Here is a 19,059-nt window from a genome sequence, read left to right as displayed (position 1 = left end):
GGCAAGGCCTTATTGAAGCGCGAAATTCTCGGCCGAGAAGGCCGAGGAAGCCGCCCACTCCAGCGCCTTGCGCTCGGCCTCCCCATCGGGATGCATAAGAAGGGCGACAAGCGCGACCACAAGGCCGCACACTCCCCACAATTCGGTTCTGATCGACATCTGCTCTGCCTCTGATTCCAGCTCTTGGGCTTTTTATCCCCTGAAGGTGACGATCCGGGTCGCCCGGATCAAGTCACGCTTTATGGCAGCTTCGTGCACGTGCTCACGGCGCCACGCCCGCCTAGCGATTGCGCCGTCCGCCGCTGCTGCGGGCGTGAAAGGCCGGCGGGCGCTTGCGCACCCAGGCCAGGAAGCGTGCCATGCGGGGATGGGCCCGCAGCGCTTCCGGCGTGTTGAACTCGCGCGCCAGCTCCCCCTCGGTGAAGGTGGCGTGGATCTCGTTGTGGCAGATCTGGTGCAGCCGCACCACCGGCCCGCCCTTGCCGCCCTTCAGTTTCGGCACCAGGTGATGCAGGCTCTGTTTCGCCTCGGGCGGGATCGGGCGCAGGCAGAGAGGGCAGATCGGGTCGGTCATGCGCGGCTCTTGAACGGGGGCGTCTGGCAGGGCAGAAGACTGGCGCCATTCACGGCAGGATCAAGGGGGCATCGATGCAGGCAGGGCGCGAGATCGAGGCGCTGGTGATCGGCGGCGGTCCGGCCGGGCTGATGGCCGCCGACGCTTTGCTCACCGCCGGGCACGAGGTGCTGCTGGCCGAGGCCAAGCCCTCGCTCGGGCGCAAGTTCCTGATGGCGGGCAAGTCGGGGCTGAACCTGACCCGCGCCCAGCCCTTCGGCCCGTTCCTCGCGGCCTATGGCGGCGCCGAGGCGGCGCTGCGCCCGATGCTGGCAGAGTTCACCCCAGAAACCGTGCAGGCCTGGGCCGAGGGGCTGGGGCAAACCACCTTCACCGGCTCAACCGGACGGGTCTTTCCCACCGCGATGAAGGCCTCGCCGCTGCTGCGCGCCTGGCTTGCCCGGCTCGACGCCATGGGGCTCGAGCGCCACACCCGCTGGCGCTGGACCGGCTGGGACGATGATGCGACCCGCTTCGACACCCCCGATGGCCCTCTGAGCCTGCGCCCCCGGGTCACGGTGCTGGCGCTGGGCGGCGCGAGCTGGGCGCGGCTGGGCTCAGATGGCGCCTGGGCGGAGCATCTGAAAGCGCAGGGCATCGAGGTGGCGCCGTTCCAGCCTGCCAATGCCGGGCTCAACGTCGCCTGGTCGGAGCACATGGCGCCGCAGTTCGGTGCGCCGCTCAAGGGTGTGGCGTTCCGCGCCGGCGGGCTGGTGTCGCGCGGCGAGGCGGTGATCTCGGTGCGCGGGCTCGAGGGCGGCGGGCTCTACCCCCTTTCGCCGACACTGCGCGAGGGGGCGGCCCTGGTGATCGACCTCGCGCCGGATGTCCCGGAGGAGGCGCTGACCGCGCGGCTGGCCAAGCCCCGCGGCAAGCAGAGCCTGTCGAGCCACCTGCGCCGGGCGCTGAAGCTCTCGCCCGCCGCCCGCGCCCTGCTGATGGAATGCGCCCGCCCGCTGCCCGAAGATCCGGCGGCGCTCGCCCGCACCGTCAAGGCGCTGGAGCTGCCGCATGAGGGCCTGCGCCCGATGGACGAGGCGATCTCGACCGCCGGCGGCGTCGCCTTCGACGCGCTCGATGACAGGCTGATGCTGACGCAGCGCCCCGGCTGTTTCGTGGCCGGGGAGATGATCGACTGGGAGGCGCCGACCGGCGGCTACCTGCTCACCGCCTGCTTCGCGACCGGGCTCTGGGCCGGGCGCCACGCGGCGGCCTACCTGTCGTCGCGCGGGCGCACGCCGTAGCTGCGCATCGCGCCCTCGCGCATCTCGGCGACCTCGGTTTCCGGATAGAAGAGATAGCTCGGCGCCCGCACGGCACTTTCTGCGCTCACATCGACGGTGATGACGTTGCGAATGCGAAAGCGGTTGCCCACCTGGGCCAGCAGCGGAGCGGCGAGCGCGTCAAACCCCTCGCTGCCCGCAGGCACGATATGGGCGTGCCCCTCCAGGCGCCGCCCCCGCTGGCTGAACACGTCGATCAGGCTGATGCAGACCGCCGGGTTGGCGCGGATGTTGCGCAGGCTGCGACCCGACGCGATCTCGGCAATCAGGAACACTCCCTCGGAGGGCTCGGCAAAGACCTCCTTCGGAGACACGTTTGGCAGCCCTTGGTCGGACACCGTCGCCAGCCAGCACAAGATCGCCCTGTCTTCCATCCCGCCCCCTTTCCTCCTCGCGGCGAGGCCGACGATGATAGCGGGGGCCGGCGCCGTCAACATACGAAAGGGGCGCCCGCAACCGGACGCCCCTTCTAACGTGTGCGAGAAATTGACCGCGTCGCGGCGATCAGACCGCGACCTTGCGGCTTTCCTCGAGATAGATCTCGCGCAGGCGCCCTGCGACATCGCCCGGCGTGCCGGTGCCGATGGTGGCACCGTCGATCTCGACGACCGGCATCACGAAGGCCGAGGCCGACGTGAAGAACGCCTCGTCGGCCTCCTTGGCTTCCTCGACGGTGAAGGGACGCTCCTCCACGGTCATCTGCGCCTCGCGGGCAAACTTCAGCACCGCCGCACGGGTGATGCCGTGCAGGATATCGGTCGAGAGGTTGCGGGTGATGATCTTGCCGTCCTTGACGATATAGGCGTTGTTCGAAGTGCCCTCGGTCACGAAGCCGTCCTCGACCATCCAGGCATCGTCGCAGCCGGCCTTCTTGGCCATCATCTTGCCCATCGAGGGGTAGAGCAGCTGCACGGTCTTGATGTCGCGGCGGCCCCAGCGGATGTCCTCGATCGAGATCACCTTGATGCCCTTCTTGGCGGTCGGGTTGTCGGCGAGGCCGGGCTTGTTCTGGGTGAACAGCACCAGCGTCGGCTCGGTGGTCTCGGGGTCGGGGAAGGCGAAATCGCGGTCGCCGGGGGCACCGCGAGTGACCTGCAGGTAGATCAGCCCCTCCTCGATGCCATTGAGCTCGACCAGCTTGCGGTGGATCTCGAGCAGGTCGTCGAAGGCGGCGGGCTTCTTCATGTCGAGCTCGTTCAGCGAGCGCTCGAGCCGCTTCTGGTGGCCCTCGAAATCGATCAGCTTGCCGTCGAGCACGGAGGTCACCTCGTAGACGCCATCGGCCATCAGGAAGGCGCGGTCGAAGATCGAGACCTTGGCTTCGGTCTCGGGCAGGTACTCTCCGTTAACGTAGACAGTGCGGGTCATGTAAGGGGTCTCCAGTCAGGTCGGTCGGGAGCGGCGGGCGGGATCAGCCCCAGAGCGCCGGCTCGGAAGGATGCACGCCCTGCGCGTCGAACAGCAGGGGGGTGGGGCGGTCTTCTGCCAGAAGCAGCGGGCCGTCAAGATCGGTGAAGGCGGCGCCCTGCGCCACCAGCACGGCCGGCGCCATGGCAAGGCTCGAGCCGACCATGCAGCCGACGAAGATGCCGTAGCCCTCGGCCTCGGCCGCGGCGCGCATCGCCACCGCCTCGGTCAGGCCGCCGGTCTTGTCGAGCTTGATGTTCACGATGTCGTACTTGCCCTTGAGCCCCGGCAGCGAGGCGCGGTCATGCGCGCTCTCGTCGGCGCAGACCGGCACCGGGCGCTCCATGCCGATGAGCGCATCGTCGTCGCCGGCGGGCAGCGGCTGTTCGACCATCGCCACGCCGAGTCGCACCAGATGCGGCGCCAGATCGGCATAGACCTCGGCCGACCAGCCCTCGTTGGCATCGACGATGATGGTGCTGTCGGGCGCGCCACGGCGCACCGCCTCGAGCCGCGGCATGTCGTCGGGCGTGCCGAGCTTGACCTTCAACAGCGGTCGGGCGGCGTTCTTGGCGGCCTGCGCCTGCATGTTCTCGGGCGTGTCGAGCGACAGCGTGTAGGCGGTGATCTCCGGCCCGGGCTTCGTCATGCCCAGCAGCTCCCAGACCCGCTTGCCCTGCGCCTTGGCCTCGAGATCCCAGAGCGCGCAGTCGACGGCGTTGCGGGCGGCGCCGGCGGGCAGCAGCTCCTGCAGCGCGGCGCGGCTGACGTCGGCGGGAAGGCCCGCGATCTCCTCGGTCACGCTCTCGAGCGTCTCGTCGTAGCGGGCATAGGGCACGCATTCGCCCCAGCCCGTCACCCCGTCGCGGGTGATCTTCACGGTCAGCACCTTGGCCTCGGTGCGGCTGCCCCGGGAGATGGTGAAGACCTGTGCCAGTCTGAACGTGTCGCGCGTGACCTCGATGCTCAAGAGCCCTGCCCCTTTGTCTGTCGTTCCGTCGTCAAGGCGGGCGGCGGCGCAGCACGCGCCGCCGCCCGTCGAGTGCGTGTCAGAGTGCCGTAGGCCTCAGAGCGCGGCAACCGCCTCCGCGAGGCGCTCGGCGCCGTGGCGATACGGGTCGACCGTCGGCAGGCCGAACTGCTCCTCGATCTCCGCGCAATAGGCCTTGGCCTCGTCCTCGCCCATGTGCTGGGTGTTGATCGAGATGCCGATCACCTTGCAATCCGGGTTGGCAACCTGCGCCAGCGTCAGCGCCATGTCGCGCACCGCCTCCAGCGAGGGCAGCTGGTAGCCCGGCAGGCCGCGCATGTGGGTGCGGGTCGGCTCGTGGCAGAGCACCAGAGCATCCGGCTGGCCGCCATGCACCAGAGCCATGGTCACGCCCGAGTAGGAGACGTGGAACAGCGAGCCCTGGCCCTCGATGATGTCCCAGTGATCGTCGTCATTGTCCGGGGTCAGGTACTCGATCGAGCCGGCCATGAAATCGGCGATGACCGCGTCGAGCGGCACGCCGTCACCGGTGATCAGGATGCCGGTCTGGCCGGTGGCCCGGAAGGTCGATTTCATGCCCTTCTCGCGCATCGCCGCGTCGAGCGCGAGCGCGGTGTACATCTTGCCGACCGAGCAGTCGGTGCCCACGGCCAGCAGGCGCTTGCCCTTGCGCGGCTCGCCATTGGCGATCGGATACTTGACCGACGGGATGCGCACGTCGTGCAGCTTCTGGCCGGTGGCGCGGGCCACCGCGGCAAGATCTTCCTCGTCGCGCAGCAGGTTGTGCAGGCCGGAGGCGAGGTCAAAGCCCTCTTCCAGCGCCTCGACAAGCACCTTCTTCCAGCTCTGCGAGATCACCCCGCCCCGGTTGGCGACGCCGATCACCAGCGTCTTGGCGCCGGCGGCCTTGGCCTCGGCCAGCGTCATGTCGGGCAGTTTCATGTCGGCCTTGCAGCCCTCGAGGCGGAATTGGCCCACGCAGTTCTCCGGGCGCCAGTCCTTGATGCCCTGCGCCACCTTGGCGGCGAGGGGGTCCGGAGCGTCTCCGAGAAAGAGCAGATACGGCGTCTCGATCATGTCAGTTCCCTGTCGTTTGGATTCGCGGCATGTTGCCCCGCATCACACGCAAATTCATCGCGAATGCCAGCGATCCGCCGGGACCTGCGCCGAATTTTCGTGCATTTCCGCTGCACCGCCGAAGAATCGTGCATCGCTTCGCGCCTCTCACGCCGCAAGGCAGCGCCTTTCGCGGGAGGATTTTGCTTGCGCAGCATAGAGTAATTTAATAACTCCAATCGCGGAGTAAGCGAAATATCATTACGCAACGAGGACCCGCATGAGCTTCCGCATCCAGCCCGCCGCCCCGGCACGCCCCAACCGCTGCCAGCTGTTCGGCCCGGGCTCGCGCCCCGCGATCTTTGAGAAGATGGCCGGTTCGGCGGCGGACGTGATCAACCTCGATCTCGAGGATTCGGTCGCGCCGTCCGACAAGGACAGCGCCCGCGACAACATCATCCAGGCCATCGGCGACATCGACTGGGGCAACAAGACCCTCTCGGTGCGGATCAACGGGCTCGACACGCCCTACTGGTATCGCGACGTGGTCGAGCTGCTCGAGAAGGCCAGCGACCGGCTCGACCAGATCATGATCCCCAAGGTCGGCTGCGCCGCCGATCTCTATGCCGTCGACGCGCTGGTGACGGCGGTCGAGCGCGCCAAGGGCCGGACCAAGCCGATCAAGTTCGAGGTGATCATCGAATCCGCCGCCGGCATCGCGCATGTGGAGGAGATTGCCGCCGGCTCGCCGCGCCTCGAGGCGATGAGCCTCGGCGCCGCCGATTTCGCCGCCTCGATGGGCATGGCCACCACCGGCATCGGCGGCACGCAGGAGAATTACTACATGCTCCGCGAGGGCGAGAAGCACTGGTCCGACCCGTGGCACTGGGCGCAGGCCGCCATCGTCGCCGCCTGCCGCACCCACGGCGTGCTGCCGGTCGACGGCCCGTTCGGCGATTTCTCCGATGACGAGGGTTACCGCGCGCAGGCGCTGCGCTCGGCGACGCTGGGCATGGTCGGCAAATGGGCGATCCACCCCAAGCAGGTGGCGCTGGCCAACGAGGTCTTCACCCCCTCCGAGGCAGCGGTGACCGAGGCGCGCGAGATCCTCGCGGCGATGGAGGCAGCCAAGGCCAAGGGCGAAGGCGCCACGGTCTACAAGGGCCGTCTGGTCGACATCGCCTCGATCAAGCAGGCCGAGGTGATCGTGAAGCAATCCGAGATGATCGCCGGGCACTGAGCCTCGCGGCGAGGGCAAACACGGGCGCGGTCCTCGCGAGGGGCCGCGCCCTTTTGCATTCGCGGGCCCGAAAGGCAGGCCCGCTCCGCGTCGGGCAACCGAGAGGCCGGCGCGATTTCCGAGCCGCTTCGCCGGCCCGCAAGGCAAGGCTCCGCCATGCCCTGCACAGCGCGATTGACAGGTTGGCCCGCGCAGCGGACCCTGACCGGGCAAGACCTTTTCCAATTGCCCGTTTCAGGATCGTCTCATGTTCAAACGCCTTCTTGCCGCCGGCCTCGTGCTGGCCTCCCCCACCCTTGCCGACGTCACCCCGTTCAAGACCCCATCGGGAAACATCGAGTGCTATATCGGCATCGGCCCGAATTCCGCCGATCTCGGCTGCACAATCTTCCAGTTCAGCGGCACGCCCAACGTGCCGCGTCCGGCCTCCTGCGGCAGCGGCTGGGGCCACCGCTACGTGATCCTCGAGCGCGGCCCGGTACAGATGGAATGCGGCGGCCCGGGCCGGCCCAACAGCGCGCCCGGCGTCGATGTCGCGCCCTACGGCGTCTCGGCCACCTGGGGCGGCATCTCGTGCCTTTCCGAGACCACCGGGCTGCGCTGCCAGAACGCCGATGGCCACGGCTTCCACCTGTCGCGCCGGGTGCTGCAGGTCTGGTGAGAAAGAAAGAGGGCGCCCGAAGGCGCCCTCGCAAGTCCCGTGACGGAAGGACCTATTCCGCCGGCTTGTGCACAGCGTCGGCCAGCACGTGCTCGGCCTCCTCGTCGATATGCAGGTCGTCGGCGGTGATCACACCGGCATTCGGATCGGCATAGATTGCGAGGTCCATCTGGCCCTCGGTCTTGGCAACGATGGTCGAGACCACCGCGTCGCCGGTGATGTTCACCGCAGTGCGGATCATGTCCATCAAACGGTCGACCCCGAGGATCAGCGCGATGCCCTCGATGGGCAGCCCGACCTGCCCCAGCACCATGGTCAGCATGACGAGCCCCACCCCCGGCACCCCGGCGGTGCCGATCGAGGCCAGAACCGCCATGGCGATCACCGTCAGGTAGCCGCCAAGCCCGAGATCGATGCCGTAGACATTGGCGAGAAACACCGTCGCCACGCCCTGCATGATCGCGGTGCCGTCCATGTTGATGGTGGCACCGAAGGGCACAGAGAACGAGGCCACCGAGTTGTTGACCCCCATGCGCTCGGTCACGCAGCGCAGGGTGACAGGGATGGTGGCGTTCGACGAGGCGGTGGAGAAGGCGAAGATCTGCGCCGGGCGGATCTTCTGCAGGAAGGTGATCGGGTTGAGCCCGGAAAACAGCTTGAGGAACAGCATCAGCGTGACGAAGAGGTGCAGCAGCAGCGCCCCCACCAGCACCAGCACATAGGCGATCACCGGCATGAAGAGGCCGATGCCCTGTTCGGTGAAGGTCTTGGCGATCAGGCAGAACACGCCGTAGGGCGCGAAGGACATGACGATCTGCACCACCTTCATCATCAGCTCGTTCATGTATTCGCAGGCTTCCACGAAGGTCTTCGAGCGCTCGCCAAGCATCAGCACCGCGATACCTAGAACGATGGTGTAGAAGATGATCTGCAGCATCTCGCCAGCCGAGAACGCGGCCACCGGGTTGCGCGGCACGATGGCGGCGAAGGTCTCCCAGACGCTCGGCGCCTCGCGGCCCGTCACGCCGGAGGTGTCGATGCCTTCCATGACGAAGCCCTCGCCCGGCGCCACCACCAGCGCGATCAGGATCGCCACAGCGATGGCGGTCGCGGTGGTCGCCATGTAGAGCCCGAAGCTCTTGCCGCCGACCCGGCCGAGGATGCGGATGTCGCCGATGCCGGCCACGCCGCAGATCAGCGAGAAGAACACCAGCGGCACCACCAGCATCTGCAGCGCATTGACGAACATCCGCCCGACCATGCCGAAGAAGCCGCTGACGAGATACGTGTTGATCACCTCGATCCCGGCAACGTTGAGGATCAGACCGAGGACGAGCCCCGCCCCCATGGCGATCATGATCCGTGTGGTCAGCGACAGTTTGCCGTCGCCATCGCGCAATGCGGCCCCCATGGCAGTCTCCTTTGCGATTCCAGAGCTCCAGTCTGCGCCGGTTCGGGGCAAAGACCGCGGGGCTTCCACCCGCAACCCCGGCTTTTCAGATCCTCCCGCGCCGAAAACACGACTCTGACGCTTAAATAATAGACGATTTTCACCTTTTGCGCGAGCGCCCTGCGTTGCCGCTGCGATCCGCGAGGCTAGCTGGGCAGACGTATTGTGCCTGTCATACTGTCCCGCTACAGCGCGCTACCGCGCGTCTCGAAAGGAGCCCGTTCATGTCTCAGTTCACCCTCGGATGGGAAGAGTGGCTTGCCCTGCCCGATCTCGGCCTGCCGGCGATCCGCGCCAAGGTCGACACCGGCGCCCGGACCTCGGCGCTGCACGCCTTCGCGATCGAGCCCTTCGGCCCCGAGGACAAGCCGATGGTGCGCTTCGCGATCCACCCCGACCCGGCCGATCCCGGCCTCGAGATCATCTGCTCGGCCCCGCTCAAGGACCGCCGCGAAGTCACCTCGTCGAACGGCGAGACCGAGCTGCGCTTCGTGATCGAGACCACGGTGAGGATGGACGACCGCAGCTGGCCGATCGAGGTGACGCTGACCGATCGCGGCTCGATGGCCTACCGCATGTTGCTCGGCCGCTCGGCACTGGCCGATGACATGATCGTGTCGCCGAGCCACAGCTTCCAGCAGCCCGAGCTGTCCTTCGACGAATACCGCGCCATCCCGCGCCACAAGCAGCACCGCCGCGCCCTGCGCCTCGCCATCCTGACCCGCGAGCCGTCGAACTACTCGACCCGCCGGCTGATCGAGGCGGCGGAGGCGCGCGGCCACACGATGGAGGTGATCGACACGTCGCGCTGCTACATGAACATCCGCGCTGTTGGCGGCGAGGTGCATTATGACGGTCGCCGTCTGCCGCATTACGATGCGGTGATCCCGCGCATCGGCGCCTCGGTGACCTCCTACGGCACCGCGGTGGTACGCCAGTTCGAGAGCCTCGGCACCTATTGCCTGTCGGGCTCCGAGGGCATCACCGTCTCGCGCGACAAGCTGCACGCCCACCAGGTGCTGGCGCGCCACCGCATCGGCATGCCGACCACCGCCTTCGCCCGTTCGCCGAAGGACTCGGGCAATGTCATCAGCCTGGTGGGCGGCGCGCCGCTGGTGCTGAAGCTGCTCGAGAGCACGCAAGGAAAGGGCGTGGTGCTGGCCGAGACCAAGAAGGCGGCAGAGAGCGTGATCTCCGCCTTCCAGGGGCTGAAGGCCGATTTCCTGGTGCAGAGCTTCGTCAAGGAGGCCGCCGGGGAAGATATCCGCTGCTTCGTGGTCGGCGGCAAGGTGGTCGCGGCGATGCGCCGCCGCGGCAAGCCCGACGATTTCCGCTCCAACCTGCACCAGGGCGGCACCGCCGAGCCGGTGAAGATCACCCGCGCCGAGCGCGAGACCGCGGTCAAGGCGGCCCGCGCCATGAAGCTCGACGTGGCCGGCGTCGACCTGCTGCGCGGCGAGGACGGCCCCAAGGTGCTCGAGGTCAATTCCTCGCCCGGTCTCGAGGGCATCGAGCGCACCTCCGAGAAGGACATTGCGGGCCTGGTGATCCAGCATATCGAGGAAAAAGTCGCCCCGCGCCCGCCGAAACCGCGTCGCCGCGCCCAATAGCCCCCTGGAACTGCGTCGCAGCACCGGCCCCCACCGCCTGCGACGCCCAAACCCGCTACCCCGTCCCAGAAGGGCCGCGGCCCACCTGCACGCACGTCGCCAGCGCCACCCCATCCGCACGAGCCCTGCCCCCGCCCCCTGCGCCGCCCTCTCGCCACCCGATCCACAAGAGCGCACCCCCTGCCCTTCTCTGGTTCCCAAATACCTCGGGGGTGTCGCCCGCAGGGCGGCGGGGGCAGCGCCCCCAGTCGGCTCTGCCCTTGCCGCAAGCGCTGCCGGAGGATAAACAGCCCCGACACCGCCAATGGAAGGGAAATCCATGCCCGCCTATCGCTCCCGCACCACCACCCATGGCCGCAACATGGCCGGCGCCCGCGGCCTGTGGCGCGCCACCGGCATGACCGATGGCGACTGGAACAAGCCGATCATCGCGATCGTCAACAGCTTCACCCAGTTCGTGCCCGGCCACGTGCACCTCAAGGATCTCGGCCAGATGGTCGCCCGCGAGGTCGAGAAGGCCGGCGGCGTGGCCAAGGAGTTCAACACCATCGCGGTGGATGACGGCATCGCCATGGGCCATGACGGCATGCTCTACTCGCTGCCCTCGCGCGAGATCATCGCGGATTCGGTCGAGTACATGGTCAATGCCCATTGCGCCGACGCCATGGTCTGCATCTCCAACTGCGACAAGATCACCCCGGGCATGCTGATGGCCGCCATGCGCCTCAACATCCCCGTGGTCTTCGTCTCCGGCGGCCCGATGGAGGCCGGCAAGGTCGAGTGGGAAGACGGCGAGAAGGCGCTCGACCTGGTCGACGCCATGGTCGCCGCCGCCGACGACCGCTACACCGACGCGCAGGTGCAGGCGATCGAGGAAGCCGCCTGCCCGACCTGCGGCTCCTGCTCGGGCATGTTCACCGCCAACTCGATGAACTGCCTCACCGAGGCGCTCGGCCTGTCGCTGCCCGGCAACGGCTCGACGCTGGCCACCCATGCCGACCGCAAGCGCCTGTTCATCGAGGCCGGCCACCTGATCGTCGATCTCGCCAAGCGCTACTACGAGCAGGACGATGCCAGCGTGCTGCCGCGTTCGATCGCCACCCTGCCGGCCTTCGAGAACGCCATGACCCTCGACATCGCCATGGGCGGCTCGACCAACACCGTGCTGCACCTGCTGGCCGCCGCCAACGAGGGCGAGGTCGCCTTCGACATGACCGATATCGACCGGCTGTCGCGCAACGTGCCGGTGCTGTGCAAGGTCGCTCCCGCCAAGGACGACGTGCACATGGAAGACGTGCACCGCGCCGGCGGCATCATGGCGATCCTCGGCCAGCTCGACCGCGCCGGGCTGATCGACAGCTCGGTGCCCACCGTGCATGCCGAGACCATGGCCCACGCGCTCGACCGCTGGGACGTGTCGCGCACCAATTCTGAGAGCGTGCATGATTTCTTCCGCGCCGCCCCGGGCGGGGTGCGCTCGACCACGGCCTTCTCGCAGGAGCGTCGCTACGAGAGCCTCGACCTCGACCGCCAGAACGGCGTGATCCGCGATGCCGAGCACGCGTTTTCCAAGGATGGCGGCCTGGCGGTACTCTACGGCAACCTCGCCGAGGATGGCTGCATCGTGAAGACCGCCGGCGTCGACGAGTCGATCCTCAAGTTCACCGGCCCGGCCCGAATCTTCGAGAGCCAGGACAGCGCGGTGAGCGCGATCCTGACCAACAAGGTCCATGCCGGCGACGTTGTGCTGATCCGCTACGAGGGCCCGCGCGGCGGCCCCGGCATGCAGGAGATGCTCTACCCGACCAGCTACCTGAAGTCGAAGGGCCTCGGGAAGGATTGCGCGCTGGTCACCGACGGCCGCTTCTCCGGCGGCTCCTCGGGCCTGTCGATCGGCCACGTCTCCCCCGAGGCGGCCGAGGGCGGCACCATCGGCCTGGTGGAAGAGGGCGACATGATCGAGATCGACATCCCCAACCGCAAGATTCACCTCGCGGTGGACGACGCGGTGATCGCCGAGCGCCGCCTGAAGCGCGACGAGAAGGGCTGGCAGCCGGACGAGCAGCGCAAGCGCAAGGTGTCGAAGGCGCTCAAGGCCTACGCCGCCCTGACCACCAGCGCCGCCAAGGGCGCGGTGCGCCAGATCTGACCAGGCTTGGCTCGAAGACCTTCTGCAGCGCCCCCGACGCGGGGCGCTGTTTTCGTTTCGCCCCTGCCGACTGCGATCGCTCGTGGCGCGGGGCGAAGGGGGCGCTGCCCCCTCTTGGCGCGGGGCGCCAATTCACCCCCGAGGTACTTTGAAACCAGAGAAGACAAGGGCGCAGCGTCCCTGCCTTCTCTTCGTCGAAAATACTCCCGCCGGAGGCAGGCCGAAGCGATCGACCGGGCGCTCCTTCCGGCAAGCGAGAGACGTCGAAGGCTCAGGCGCGCTGGTCCTTGGGCGAGCCCATCACCACGTAGGAGGTGATGGCGTTGACCTGCGGCAGGGTGCCCAGCACCTCGGTGTGGAAGGTCTTGTACGCGGCAAGGTCGGCGGCCTCGATGCGCAGCAGGTATTCCCAGTTGCCGGTGATGTTGTGGCACTCGCGCACCTCCGGCGCCCGCGCGATGGCGCGTTCGAAGGCCTCCTGCACGCTCTTGGTGTGGGAGTTCAGCCCCACCGTGACATAGGCGACAAAGCCCACCCCGGTCTTTTCCGGGCTGAGCACGGCGCGGTAGCCGGTGATCACGCCCGTGCTCTCCAGCGCCGCCACGCGGCGCAGGCAGGCGGAGGGCGACAGCCCGACCCGCTCGGCCAGCGCGAGATTGCTGATCCGACCCTCGCGGCTAAGAACCTGCAATATCCTGCGATCGATATCGTCAAGAGCGCTCATAAGTTGCGACAATAGCGATCCGGCGCGGCATTTCGCAATCTCTCTCCGCACTGCTTCGGCAATTGTTGCGCCATGACACCCGATCTGCTCCTTGCCCTCTCCGCCTTCGCGCTCGTCTCGGTGATCACGCCGGGGCCGAACAACATGATGCTGCTCGCCTCGGGGGCCAATTTCGGCTTCCGCCGGAGCATCCCGCACATGATGGGGATCGGACTGGGCTTCCCGACCATGGTGCTTCTCGTCGGCCTGGGCGTCATGCGGATCTTCGAGCGCTGGCCGCTGGCCCATGACCTGCTGCTGGTGCTCTCGGTGCTCTACATGCTCTGGCTGGCGTGGAAGATCGCCCATGCCGCGCCGCCGCCCGAAGCCGGCGCCGAGGTCAAGGGCCGCCCCTTGAGCTTCCTGCAGGCCGCCGCCTTCCAGTGGGTCAACCCCAAGGCCTGGTCGATGGCGCTCGGCGCGATCACGCTCTACGCCGCCGGGCGCGATCTCGCCTCGGTGCTCTGGGTCGCGGGCTGTTACGTCGTGATGTCGGTGGTCTCGACCACGTCGTGGACCGTGCTCGGGCGCGAGATGCGCAGGCTGCTGAACCGCCCCTCCCGGCTGCGGGCCTTCAACTGGACGATGGCGGCGCTTCTGGTCGCCTCGCTGCTCCCCGTCCTGCTGGGCTGAACTGCCCTGCGCGCGGCCGTCAGGCCAGCGGCGCGCAGATCTCGGTCACCAGCTCGGCCGGCGCCACCTCGGCCGGGGAATTCAGATAGCGCTCGAAGGGCGGCCGGTCCGCGGTCTCCTGCCCCGATTTCGGCAGCCAGTCGCCATAGAGGTAATCATAGGCCAGATGCAGCCGGTCGTAGGGGCCGGTGAAGGTCAGTACCGCGTGCCGCCCGCCATTGAGCCCGACCTCCTCGAGATCGCCCGGCATGTCGAATCCATCCGCGACGGCGATGCCTGCGTGGCTGCGCAGCTCCGCCTCGGGCACCGCGCCCGGCGGGTCGTAATAGACCCCGACCATGCCCCGTGACTGCGGCCAGAACGCGCGCGACGAAAAGATCGCGGAGACCTGCTCGAAAACGGCTCCGATCCCGATATAGGGGCCGCGATGCGGCAGGGCTGCGAGGCGCAGCGGCGGAAGGCTTCGGATGGCGACGGGATGCATGTCATGATCTCCTTGTCTTGAGAGAAGGGGCACGGTCTCGACGCACCCGGCCCGTCGATAGGCCAGTGGCGTCACGCCGTAGAGCTCGCGAAAGCTGCGCGAAAAGGCCCGCTGGCCGGCATATCCGGCCCGCGCCGCGACCCGCTCCAGCGGCCAGTCGGTGGAGACCAGCCAGAAGGCCGCACGATGGGCGCGCATCCGGCGGACCGCCTGCGCCAGCGTCTCGCCGGTCATGCCGAGAAACACCCGGTGCCAGTGGAACCGTGACATCGCCGCGACCCCGGCCAGCGCGTCGAGCGACAGGTCGCCGTCGGGGTGATCGTGAATGTGTTGCAGCACCCGCCGGATGCGGTCTTCGTAACGTCCGTCCATCTTCGCCTCTTCGGGAAGCCTCGCAGCGCCACCCTGCCCGGGATCGGGTGGACAAATCTTGCTTTGTTGCAACTCGACGCCTCAGACGCCATATAGGCCGCGAAAAACAAGAGTGCCCGGGCAAATGACTCACTATCTCGACTTCGAAAAACCGCTCGCCGAAATCGAAGGCAAGGCCGAAGAACTGCGCAACATGGCGCGGAAGAACGAAGAGATGCACGTGGAGGACGAGGCCGCGGCGCTCGACCGCAAGGCACAGGACCTCCTCAAGGATCTCTACAAGAAACTGACGCCGTGGCGGAAATGCCAGGTGGCCCGCCACCCGGACCGGCCGCATTGCAAGGATTACATCGAGGCGCTGTTCACCGAGTACACGCCGCTCGCCGGCGATCGCGGCTTTGCCGACGATCACGCGGTGATGGGCGGGCTGGCGCGGTTCAACGACCAGCCGGTGATGGTGATCGGCCACGAGAAGGGCAACGACACCCAGAGCCGCATCGCGCGCAATTTCGGCATGGCGCGCCCCGAGGGCTACCGCAAGGCGATCCGCCTGATGGACATGGCCGACCGCTTCGGCCTGCCGGTGATCACCCTCGTCGACACCCCCGGCGCCTATCCCGGCAAGGGCGCCGAGGAGCGTGGCCAGTCCGAGGCCATCGCCCGCTCGACCGAGAAATGCCTGCAGATCGGCGTGCCGCTGATCTCGATCATCATCGGCGAGGGCGGCTCCGGCGGCGCGGTGGCCTTTGCCACGGCGAATCGTCTCGCCATGCTCGAGCACTCGGTCTACTCGGTGATCTCGCCCGAGGGCTGCGCCTCGATCCTGTGGAAAGATGCCGAGAAAATGCGCGAGGCCGCCGAGGCGCTGCGCCTGACCGCGCAGGATCTGCTCAAGCTCGGCATCACCGACCGCGTCATCGCCGAGCCGCTGGGCGGCGCCCACCGCGACCGCGAGGCGACCATCGCCGCCGTCGGCAAGACCATCGCTGCGATGCTGAGTGAAATGGGTGACATGAAGCCCAAGGCGCTGATCAAGGCGCGTCGCGACAAGTTTCTCAGCATGGGCGACAAGGGGCTCGCCGCCTGAGCGCGGCCCCTCATCGCATTTCAAATCGCATTCCGGAAAGACGGCGGCGCGATCCCTCGCGCCGCCGTTTTCATGTCCGCACAGGAAGGCCGGCTCAGTAGGGCAGCGGGTGCGCCTTGTGGGCCTCGTCGAGCGCCGCAAGCAGCTCGTCGGAAAGCGTCACGTCGACCGCGCCCAGAAGGTGCTCGAGCTGGTCCATCGTGGTTGCGCCGAAGATCGACGAGGCCACGAAGGGCCGCCGCGCCGACCACGCTAGCGCCATGTGCACCGGGTCGAGCCCGAAGCGCTGCGCCACCTCGAGATAGGCGTCGACCGCCGGGAACACCCGCTCCGACTTGCGCCCGCCGAGATTGCCGTTGAGCGCCATGCGCGAGCCCTCGGGCACCGCGCCGCCCTGGTACTTGCCGGTCAGCAGACCTGCGCCCAGCGGCGAGAACGGCAGCAGGCCGACATCCTCGTTGCACATCAGCTCGGCGAGATCGGTATCGGCCAGGCGGCAGACCAGCGAATACTCGTTCTGGATCGAGGCGACGCGCGGCCCGCCGGTCTCCTCGGCGATCTTCAGCCACATCATCGTGCCCCAAGTGCTCTCGTTGGAGAGGCCGAAGGCGCGGATGGTGCCGCGCTCGACCTCGCGCTGCAGTGCGCCGAGCGCGTCGTGCATGTGCTGCACGGTCTGCGCCCGGTCCTGCCCGGACGGGTCGAAGCTCCAGTTCTGGCGGAAGTGGTAGCTGCCGCGGTTGGGCCAGTGAAACTGGTAGAGGTCGATGGTGTCGGTCTTGAGCCGCTTCAGCGAGCCCTCGATGGCGGCGGGGATGGTCTCACCGCTGATCGGGGCGCCGTCGCGCACCAGCTTCGAGTCGCCGGTGTGCTTGGTGGCAAGGATCCACTCGTTGCGGCGGCCGGTCTTGGCGAACCAGTCGCCGAGGATCTCCTCGGTGCGGCCGATGGTCTCCGCGCGCACCGGGTTGACCGGGTACATCTCGGCCGTGTCTATGAAATTGATGCCGGCATCGAGCGCGCGCTCGATCTGGGCGTGGCCGTCTTCCGGGGCGGTCTGGTTGCCGAAGGTCATGGTGCCGAGGCAGAGCTCGGACACGGTCATGCCGGTCCGGCCAAGCGGGTTCATCTTCATCGCGGTCTCCGTGGGTCGATTGTTGGCGCCAACCTAGCGAGCCGCGCCCGGATGCCAAGGGGCGGCGCGCGAAACCCCGGCCTCGCGCTCCTGGCACGCGCGCTTTGCCCAAGCCCTGCGCAGGGCACGGCGCCACTGGCAACGGCGGGCCAGTTCCGCTAAAGCGGCATCAAACCGGACCACAGGACAGGCGATACATGGCACGGCATCTCATCACCTCGGCGATCCCCTACATCAACGGGATCAAGCATCTGGGCAATCTCGTGGGCAGCCAGCTCCCGGCGGATCTCTTCGCCCGCTACCAGCGCGCCCGGGGCAACGAGGTGCTGTTCCTCTGCGCCACCGACGAGCACGGCACCCCGGCCGAGCTCGCCGCCGCCAAGGCCGGCAAACCGGTGGCCGAGTACTGCGCCGAGATGCACGAGGTGCAGGCGAAGATCGCCGAGGGCTTCCGCCTGTCCTTCGACCATTTCGGACGCTCGTCCAGCCCGCAGAACCACAAGCTGACGCAGCATTTCGCCGGCGTGCTGGCCGAGCGCGGCCTGATCCGCGAGGTCTCCGAGACGCAGATGTACTCGCCCACCGACGGGCGCTACCTGCCGGACCGCTACATCGAGGGCACCTGCCCGAACTGCGGCTTCGAGGATGCCCGCGGCGACCAGTGCGACAACTGCACCAAGCAGCTCGACCCGGTGGAGCTGATCAACCCGCGTTCGGTGATCTCGGGCGCCACCGATCTCGAGATGCGCGAGACCAAGCACCTCTACCTCTGCCAGAGCCGGATGAAGGATCAGCTCGAGCAGTGGATCGACACCCGCGAGGGCTGGCCGGTGCTGACCACCTCGATCGCCAAGAAATGGCTCAATGACGGCGACGGCCTGCAGGACCGCGGCATCACCCGCGATCTCGACTGGGGCATCCCGGTCAGAAAAGGCGACGAGGATTGGCCGGGCATGGAGGGCAAGGTCTTCTACGTCTGGTTCGACGCGCCGATCGAATACATCGCCTGCGCGCAGGAATGGGTCGATGCCGGCAAGGGCGACGACTGGGCGCGCTGGTGGCGCACCGACAAGGGCGCGGAAGACGTGACCTACACCCAGTTCATGGGCAAGGACAACGTGCCCTTCCACACGCTGAGCTTCCCGGCCACCATCCTCGGGTCCGGCGAGCCGTGGAAGCTCGTCGACTACATCAAGTCGTTCAACTACCTGAACTACGACGGCGGCCAGTTCTCCACCTCGCGCGGCCGCGGCGTTTTCATGGACCAGGCGCTCGAGATCCTGCCGGCGGATTACTGGCGCTGGTGGCTGCTGAGCCACGCCCCGGAAAGCTCCGACAGCGAATTCACCTGGGAGAACTTCCAGTCCTCGGTGAACAAGGATCTCGCCGACGTGCTCGGCAATTTCGCCAGCCGCGTCACCAAGTTCTGCCGCTCGAAGTTCGGCGAGGTGGTGCCCGAGGGCGGCGCGCTCGGCCCCCGCGAGGAGCAGCTGATCGCGGATCTTGCCGCGAAGATCCGCGAATACGAAGACCACATGGCCCATGCCGAGGTGCGCAAATCCGCCACCGCGCTGCGCGCCGCCTGGGTGCTCGGCAACGAGTACCTGCAGGAAGCCGCGCCCTGGTCGACCTTCAAGACCGACCCGGAGGCCGCCGCCGCGCAGATCCGCCTGGCGCTCAACGTCATCCGCCTCTACGCGGTGATCTCGCAGCCCTTCATCCCCGACGCCTCGGCGCAGCTCCTCGCCGCGCTGAACACCGTGGACGACAGCTGGCCCGACGACGTTCCCGCGGCGCTCTCCACCCTGCCCGCCGGCCACGCCTTCACCGTGCCAGAGGTCACCTTCCGCAAGATCACCGATGACGAGCGTGAAGAGTGGCAGACCCGCTTCGCCGGCAAGCGCGACTGATCCACACCCGGCCCGGCGACAGCGCCAACGGAAACCCCGGATGCCTCCGGCGGGGATATTTTTGGCCAGAAGAAGACAGGAGCGCCGCGCCCAGGCTTCTTCTGGCCGCAAATATCCCGGGGGAGTCGCGGCTTGCCGCGGCGGGGGCAGCGCCCCCGACCTTGCGCGATTGACAAGCCACGCAGAGGCTTGCTACCTCGCGCGCCTCATCACAT

At 67.7% G+C, this 19,059-nt stretch carries 18 protein-coding genes; 8 read left to right on the top strand and 10 right to left on the bottom strand.

Features of this window, described 5'->3' with window-relative positions; all coding sequences use genetic code 11:
* Positions 1-9: 9 nt before the first annotated feature.
* Together KUV62_RS04885 and KUV62_RS04880 are read right to left on the bottom strand one after the other, a co-directional pair.
* Entirely contained in the window at positions 10-159 is a 150-nt protein-coding gene (locus KUV62_RS04885; RefSeq protein ID WP_222602560.1) for a hypothetical protein, read from the bottom strand.
* A 121-nt stretch (positions 160-280) separates the two neighbouring features.
* Positions 281-574, bottom strand: a complete 294-nt coding sequence (locus tag KUV62_RS04880) for an HNH endonuclease (protein ID WP_222602559.1) — start codon at positions 572-574, stop codon at positions 281-283.
* 74 nt (positions 575-648) lie between these two features.
* Here KUV62_RS04880 and KUV62_RS04875 point away from each other — a divergent pair, with 74 nt between their 5' ends.
* Positions 649-1,857, top strand: a complete 1,209-nt coding sequence (locus KUV62_RS04875) for a TIGR03862 family flavoprotein (RefSeq protein ID WP_222602558.1) — start codon at positions 649-651, stop codon at positions 1,855-1,857.
* Here KUV62_RS04875 and KUV62_RS04870 read toward each other — a convergent pair.
* From KUV62_RS04870 to dgcN, 4 genes are all read right to left on the bottom strand, one after another.
* Positions 1,827-2,270: a pyridoxamine 5'-phosphate oxidase family protein gene (locus tag KUV62_RS04870; RefSeq protein ID WP_222602557.1), complete on the bottom strand. Its 444-nt coding sequence runs from the start codon at positions 2,268-2,270 to the stop codon at positions 1,827-1,829. The genes KUV62_RS04875 and KUV62_RS04870 overlap by 31 nt on opposite strands.
* Positions 2,271-2,400: 130 nt before the next feature.
* On the bottom strand, positions 2,401-3,264 hold the full coding sequence (locus KUV62_RS04865) for a D-amino-acid transaminase (RefSeq protein ID WP_222602556.1): 864 nt from the start codon (positions 3,262-3,264) through the stop codon (positions 2,401-2,403).
* Between the two features lie 43 nt (positions 3,265-3,307).
* A complete protein-coding gene (gene dgcA / locus KUV62_RS04860; protein WP_222602555.1) occupies positions 3,308-4,273 on the bottom strand; it encodes an N-acetyl-D-Glu racemase DgcA in 966 nt (321 codons plus the stop codon).
* A gap of 96 nt (positions 4,274-4,369) precedes the next feature.
* Entirely contained in the window at positions 4,370-5,371 is a 1,002-nt protein-coding gene (dgcN, locus tag KUV62_RS04855; protein WP_222602554.1) for an N-acetyltransferase DgcN, read from the bottom strand.
* 259 nt (positions 5,372-5,630) lie between these two features.
* On the opposite strand from dgcN, the gene KUV62_RS04850 reads away from it, so the two are divergent.
* Positions 5,631-6,590 carry an L-malyl-CoA/beta-methylmalyl-CoA lyase gene (locus tag KUV62_RS04850; protein WP_222602553.1) on the top strand — a complete coding sequence of 320 codons (960 nt, stop codon included), beginning with the start codon at positions 5,631-5,633 and terminating at the stop codon, positions 6,588-6,590.
* A gap of 247 nt (positions 6,591-6,837) precedes the next feature.
* Positions 6,838-7,251 carry a DUF6636 domain-containing protein gene (locus KUV62_RS04845; protein ID WP_222602552.1) on the top strand — a complete coding sequence of 138 codons (414 nt, stop codon included), beginning with the start codon at positions 6,838-6,840 and terminating at the stop codon, positions 7,249-7,251.
* 52 nt (positions 7,252-7,303) lie between these two features.
* Here KUV62_RS04845 and KUV62_RS04840 read toward each other — a convergent pair whose 3' ends face one another.
* Positions 7,304-8,662 carry a dicarboxylate/amino acid:cation symporter gene (locus tag KUV62_RS04840; RefSeq protein ID WP_222602551.1) on the bottom strand — a complete coding sequence of 453 codons (1,359 nt, stop codon included), beginning with the start codon at positions 8,660-8,662 and terminating at the stop codon, positions 7,304-7,306.
* Between the two features lie 263 nt (positions 8,663-8,925).
* Between KUV62_RS04840 and rimK the strand changes: the two genes are divergently transcribed.
* Both rimK and ilvD read left to right on the top strand, forming a co-directional pair.
* The gene (gene rimK / locus KUV62_RS04835; protein WP_222602550.1) at positions 8,926-10,311 is read left to right on the top strand and encodes a 30S ribosomal protein S6--L-glutamate ligase; all 1,386 of its coding nucleotides are present in this window, start codon (positions 8,926-8,928) and stop codon (positions 10,309-10,311) included.
* A gap of 319 nt (positions 10,312-10,630) precedes the next feature.
* On the top strand, positions 10,631-12,460 hold the full coding sequence (gene ilvD / locus KUV62_RS04830) for a dihydroxy-acid dehydratase (protein ID WP_222602549.1): 1,830 nt from the start codon (positions 10,631-10,633) through the stop codon (positions 12,458-12,460).
* 271 nt (positions 12,461-12,731) lie between these two features.
* Here the strand turns inward: ilvD and KUV62_RS04825 are convergent, their stop codons facing one another.
* A complete protein-coding gene (locus tag KUV62_RS04825; protein ID WP_222602548.1) occupies positions 12,732-13,184 on the bottom strand; it encodes an Lrp/AsnC family transcriptional regulator in 453 nt (150 codons plus the stop codon).
* 72 nt (positions 13,185-13,256) lie between these two features.
* Between KUV62_RS04825 and KUV62_RS04820 the strand changes: the two genes are divergently transcribed.
* Positions 13,257-13,856, top strand: a complete 600-nt coding sequence (locus KUV62_RS04820) for a LysE family translocator (protein ID WP_222602547.1) — start codon at positions 13,257-13,259, stop codon at positions 13,854-13,856.
* A 19-nt stretch (positions 13,857-13,875) separates the two neighbouring features.
* Here KUV62_RS04820 and KUV62_RS04815 read toward each other — a convergent pair whose 3' ends face one another.
* Entirely contained in the window at positions 13,876-14,712 is an 837-nt protein-coding gene (locus KUV62_RS04815) for a GyrI-like domain-containing protein (RefSeq protein ID WP_222602546.1), read from the bottom strand.
* Between the two features lie 124 nt (positions 14,713-14,836).
* Between KUV62_RS04815 and KUV62_RS04810 the strand changes: the two genes are divergently transcribed.
* Entirely contained in the window at positions 14,837-15,799 is a 963-nt protein-coding gene (locus KUV62_RS04810) for an acetyl-CoA carboxylase carboxyltransferase subunit alpha (protein WP_222602545.1), read from the top strand.
* A 94-nt stretch (positions 15,800-15,893) separates the two neighbouring features.
* Here KUV62_RS04810 and KUV62_RS04805 read toward each other — a convergent pair whose 3' ends face one another.
* Positions 15,894-16,934 (bottom strand): aldo/keto reductase, encoded by a 1,041-nt coding sequence (locus tag KUV62_RS04805; RefSeq protein ID WP_222602544.1) that lies wholly within the window; start codon positions 16,932-16,934, stop codon positions 15,894-15,896.
* Between the two features lie 197 nt (positions 16,935-17,131).
* Here KUV62_RS04805 and metG point away from each other — a divergent pair, with 197 nt between their 5' ends.
* Entirely contained in the window at positions 17,132-18,844 is a 1,713-nt protein-coding gene (metG, locus tag KUV62_RS04800) for a methionine--tRNA ligase (RefSeq protein WP_222602543.1), read from the top strand.
* Positions 18,845-19,059: the final 215 nt, after the last annotated feature.

The sequence above is a fragment of the Salipiger bermudensis genome, assembly GCF_019801965.1.
Taxonomy (GTDB): Bacteria; Pseudomonadota; Alphaproteobacteria; order Rhodobacterales; family Rhodobacteraceae; genus Salipiger; species Salipiger bermudensis_A.
Note: the sequence above shows the minus strand (reverse complement) of the source record. Positions and strands in the feature narration are given on the sequence as shown.

Coding starts and splice junctions, on each gene's coding strand:
- KUV62_RS04885 (WP_222602560.1), bottom strand. CDS start 159: ATGTCGATCAGAACCGAATTGTGGGGAGTGTGCGGCCTTGTGGTCGCG.
- KUV62_RS04880 (WP_222602559.1), bottom strand. CDS start 574: ATGACCGACCCGATCTGCCCTCTCTGCCTGCGCCCGATCCCGCCCGAG.
- KUV62_RS04875 (WP_222602558.1), top strand. CDS start 649: ATGCAGGCAGGGCGCGAGATCGAGGCGCTGGTGATCGGCGGCGGTCCG.
- KUV62_RS04870 (WP_222602557.1), bottom strand. CDS start 2,270: ATGGAAGACAGGGCGATCTTGTGCTGGCTGGCGACGGTGTCCGACCAA.
- KUV62_RS04865 (WP_222602556.1), bottom strand. CDS start 3,264: ATGACCCGCACTGTCTACGTTAACGGAGAGTACCTGCCCGAGACCGAA.
- dgcN (WP_222602554.1), bottom strand. CDS start 5,371: ATGATCGAGACGCCGTATCTGCTCTTTCTCGGAGACGCTCCGGACCCC.
- KUV62_RS04850 (WP_222602553.1), top strand. CDS start 5,631: ATGAGCTTCCGCATCCAGCCCGCCGCCCCGGCACGCCCCAACCGCTGC.
- KUV62_RS04845 (WP_222602552.1), top strand. CDS start 6,838: ATGTTCAAACGCCTTCTTGCCGCCGGCCTCGTGCTGGCCTCCCCCACC.
- KUV62_RS04840 (WP_222602551.1), bottom strand. CDS start 8,662: ATGGGGGCCGCATTGCGCGATGGCGACGGCAAACTGTCGCTGACCACA.
- rimK (WP_222602550.1), top strand. CDS start 8,926: ATGTCTCAGTTCACCCTCGGATGGGAAGAGTGGCTTGCCCTGCCCGAT.
- ilvD (WP_222602549.1), top strand. CDS start 10,631: ATGCCCGCCTATCGCTCCCGCACCACCACCCATGGCCGCAACATGGCC.
- KUV62_RS04825 (WP_222602548.1), bottom strand. CDS start 13,184: ATGAGCGCTCTTGACGATATCGATCGCAGGATATTGCAGGTTCTTAGC.
- KUV62_RS04820 (WP_222602547.1), top strand. CDS start 13,257: ATGACACCCGATCTGCTCCTTGCCCTCTCCGCCTTCGCGCTCGTCTCG.
- KUV62_RS04815 (WP_222602546.1), bottom strand. CDS start 14,712: ATGGACGGACGTTACGAAGACCGCATCCGGCGGGTGCTGCAACACATT.
- KUV62_RS04810 (WP_222602545.1), top strand. CDS start 14,837: ATGACTCACTATCTCGACTTCGAAAAACCGCTCGCCGAAATCGAAGGC.
- KUV62_RS04805 (WP_222602544.1), bottom strand. CDS start 16,934: ATGAAGATGAACCCGCTTGGCCGGACCGGCATGACCGTGTCCGAGCTC.
- metG (WP_222602543.1), top strand. CDS start 17,132: ATGGCACGGCATCTCATCACCTCGGCGATCCCCTACATCAACGGGATC.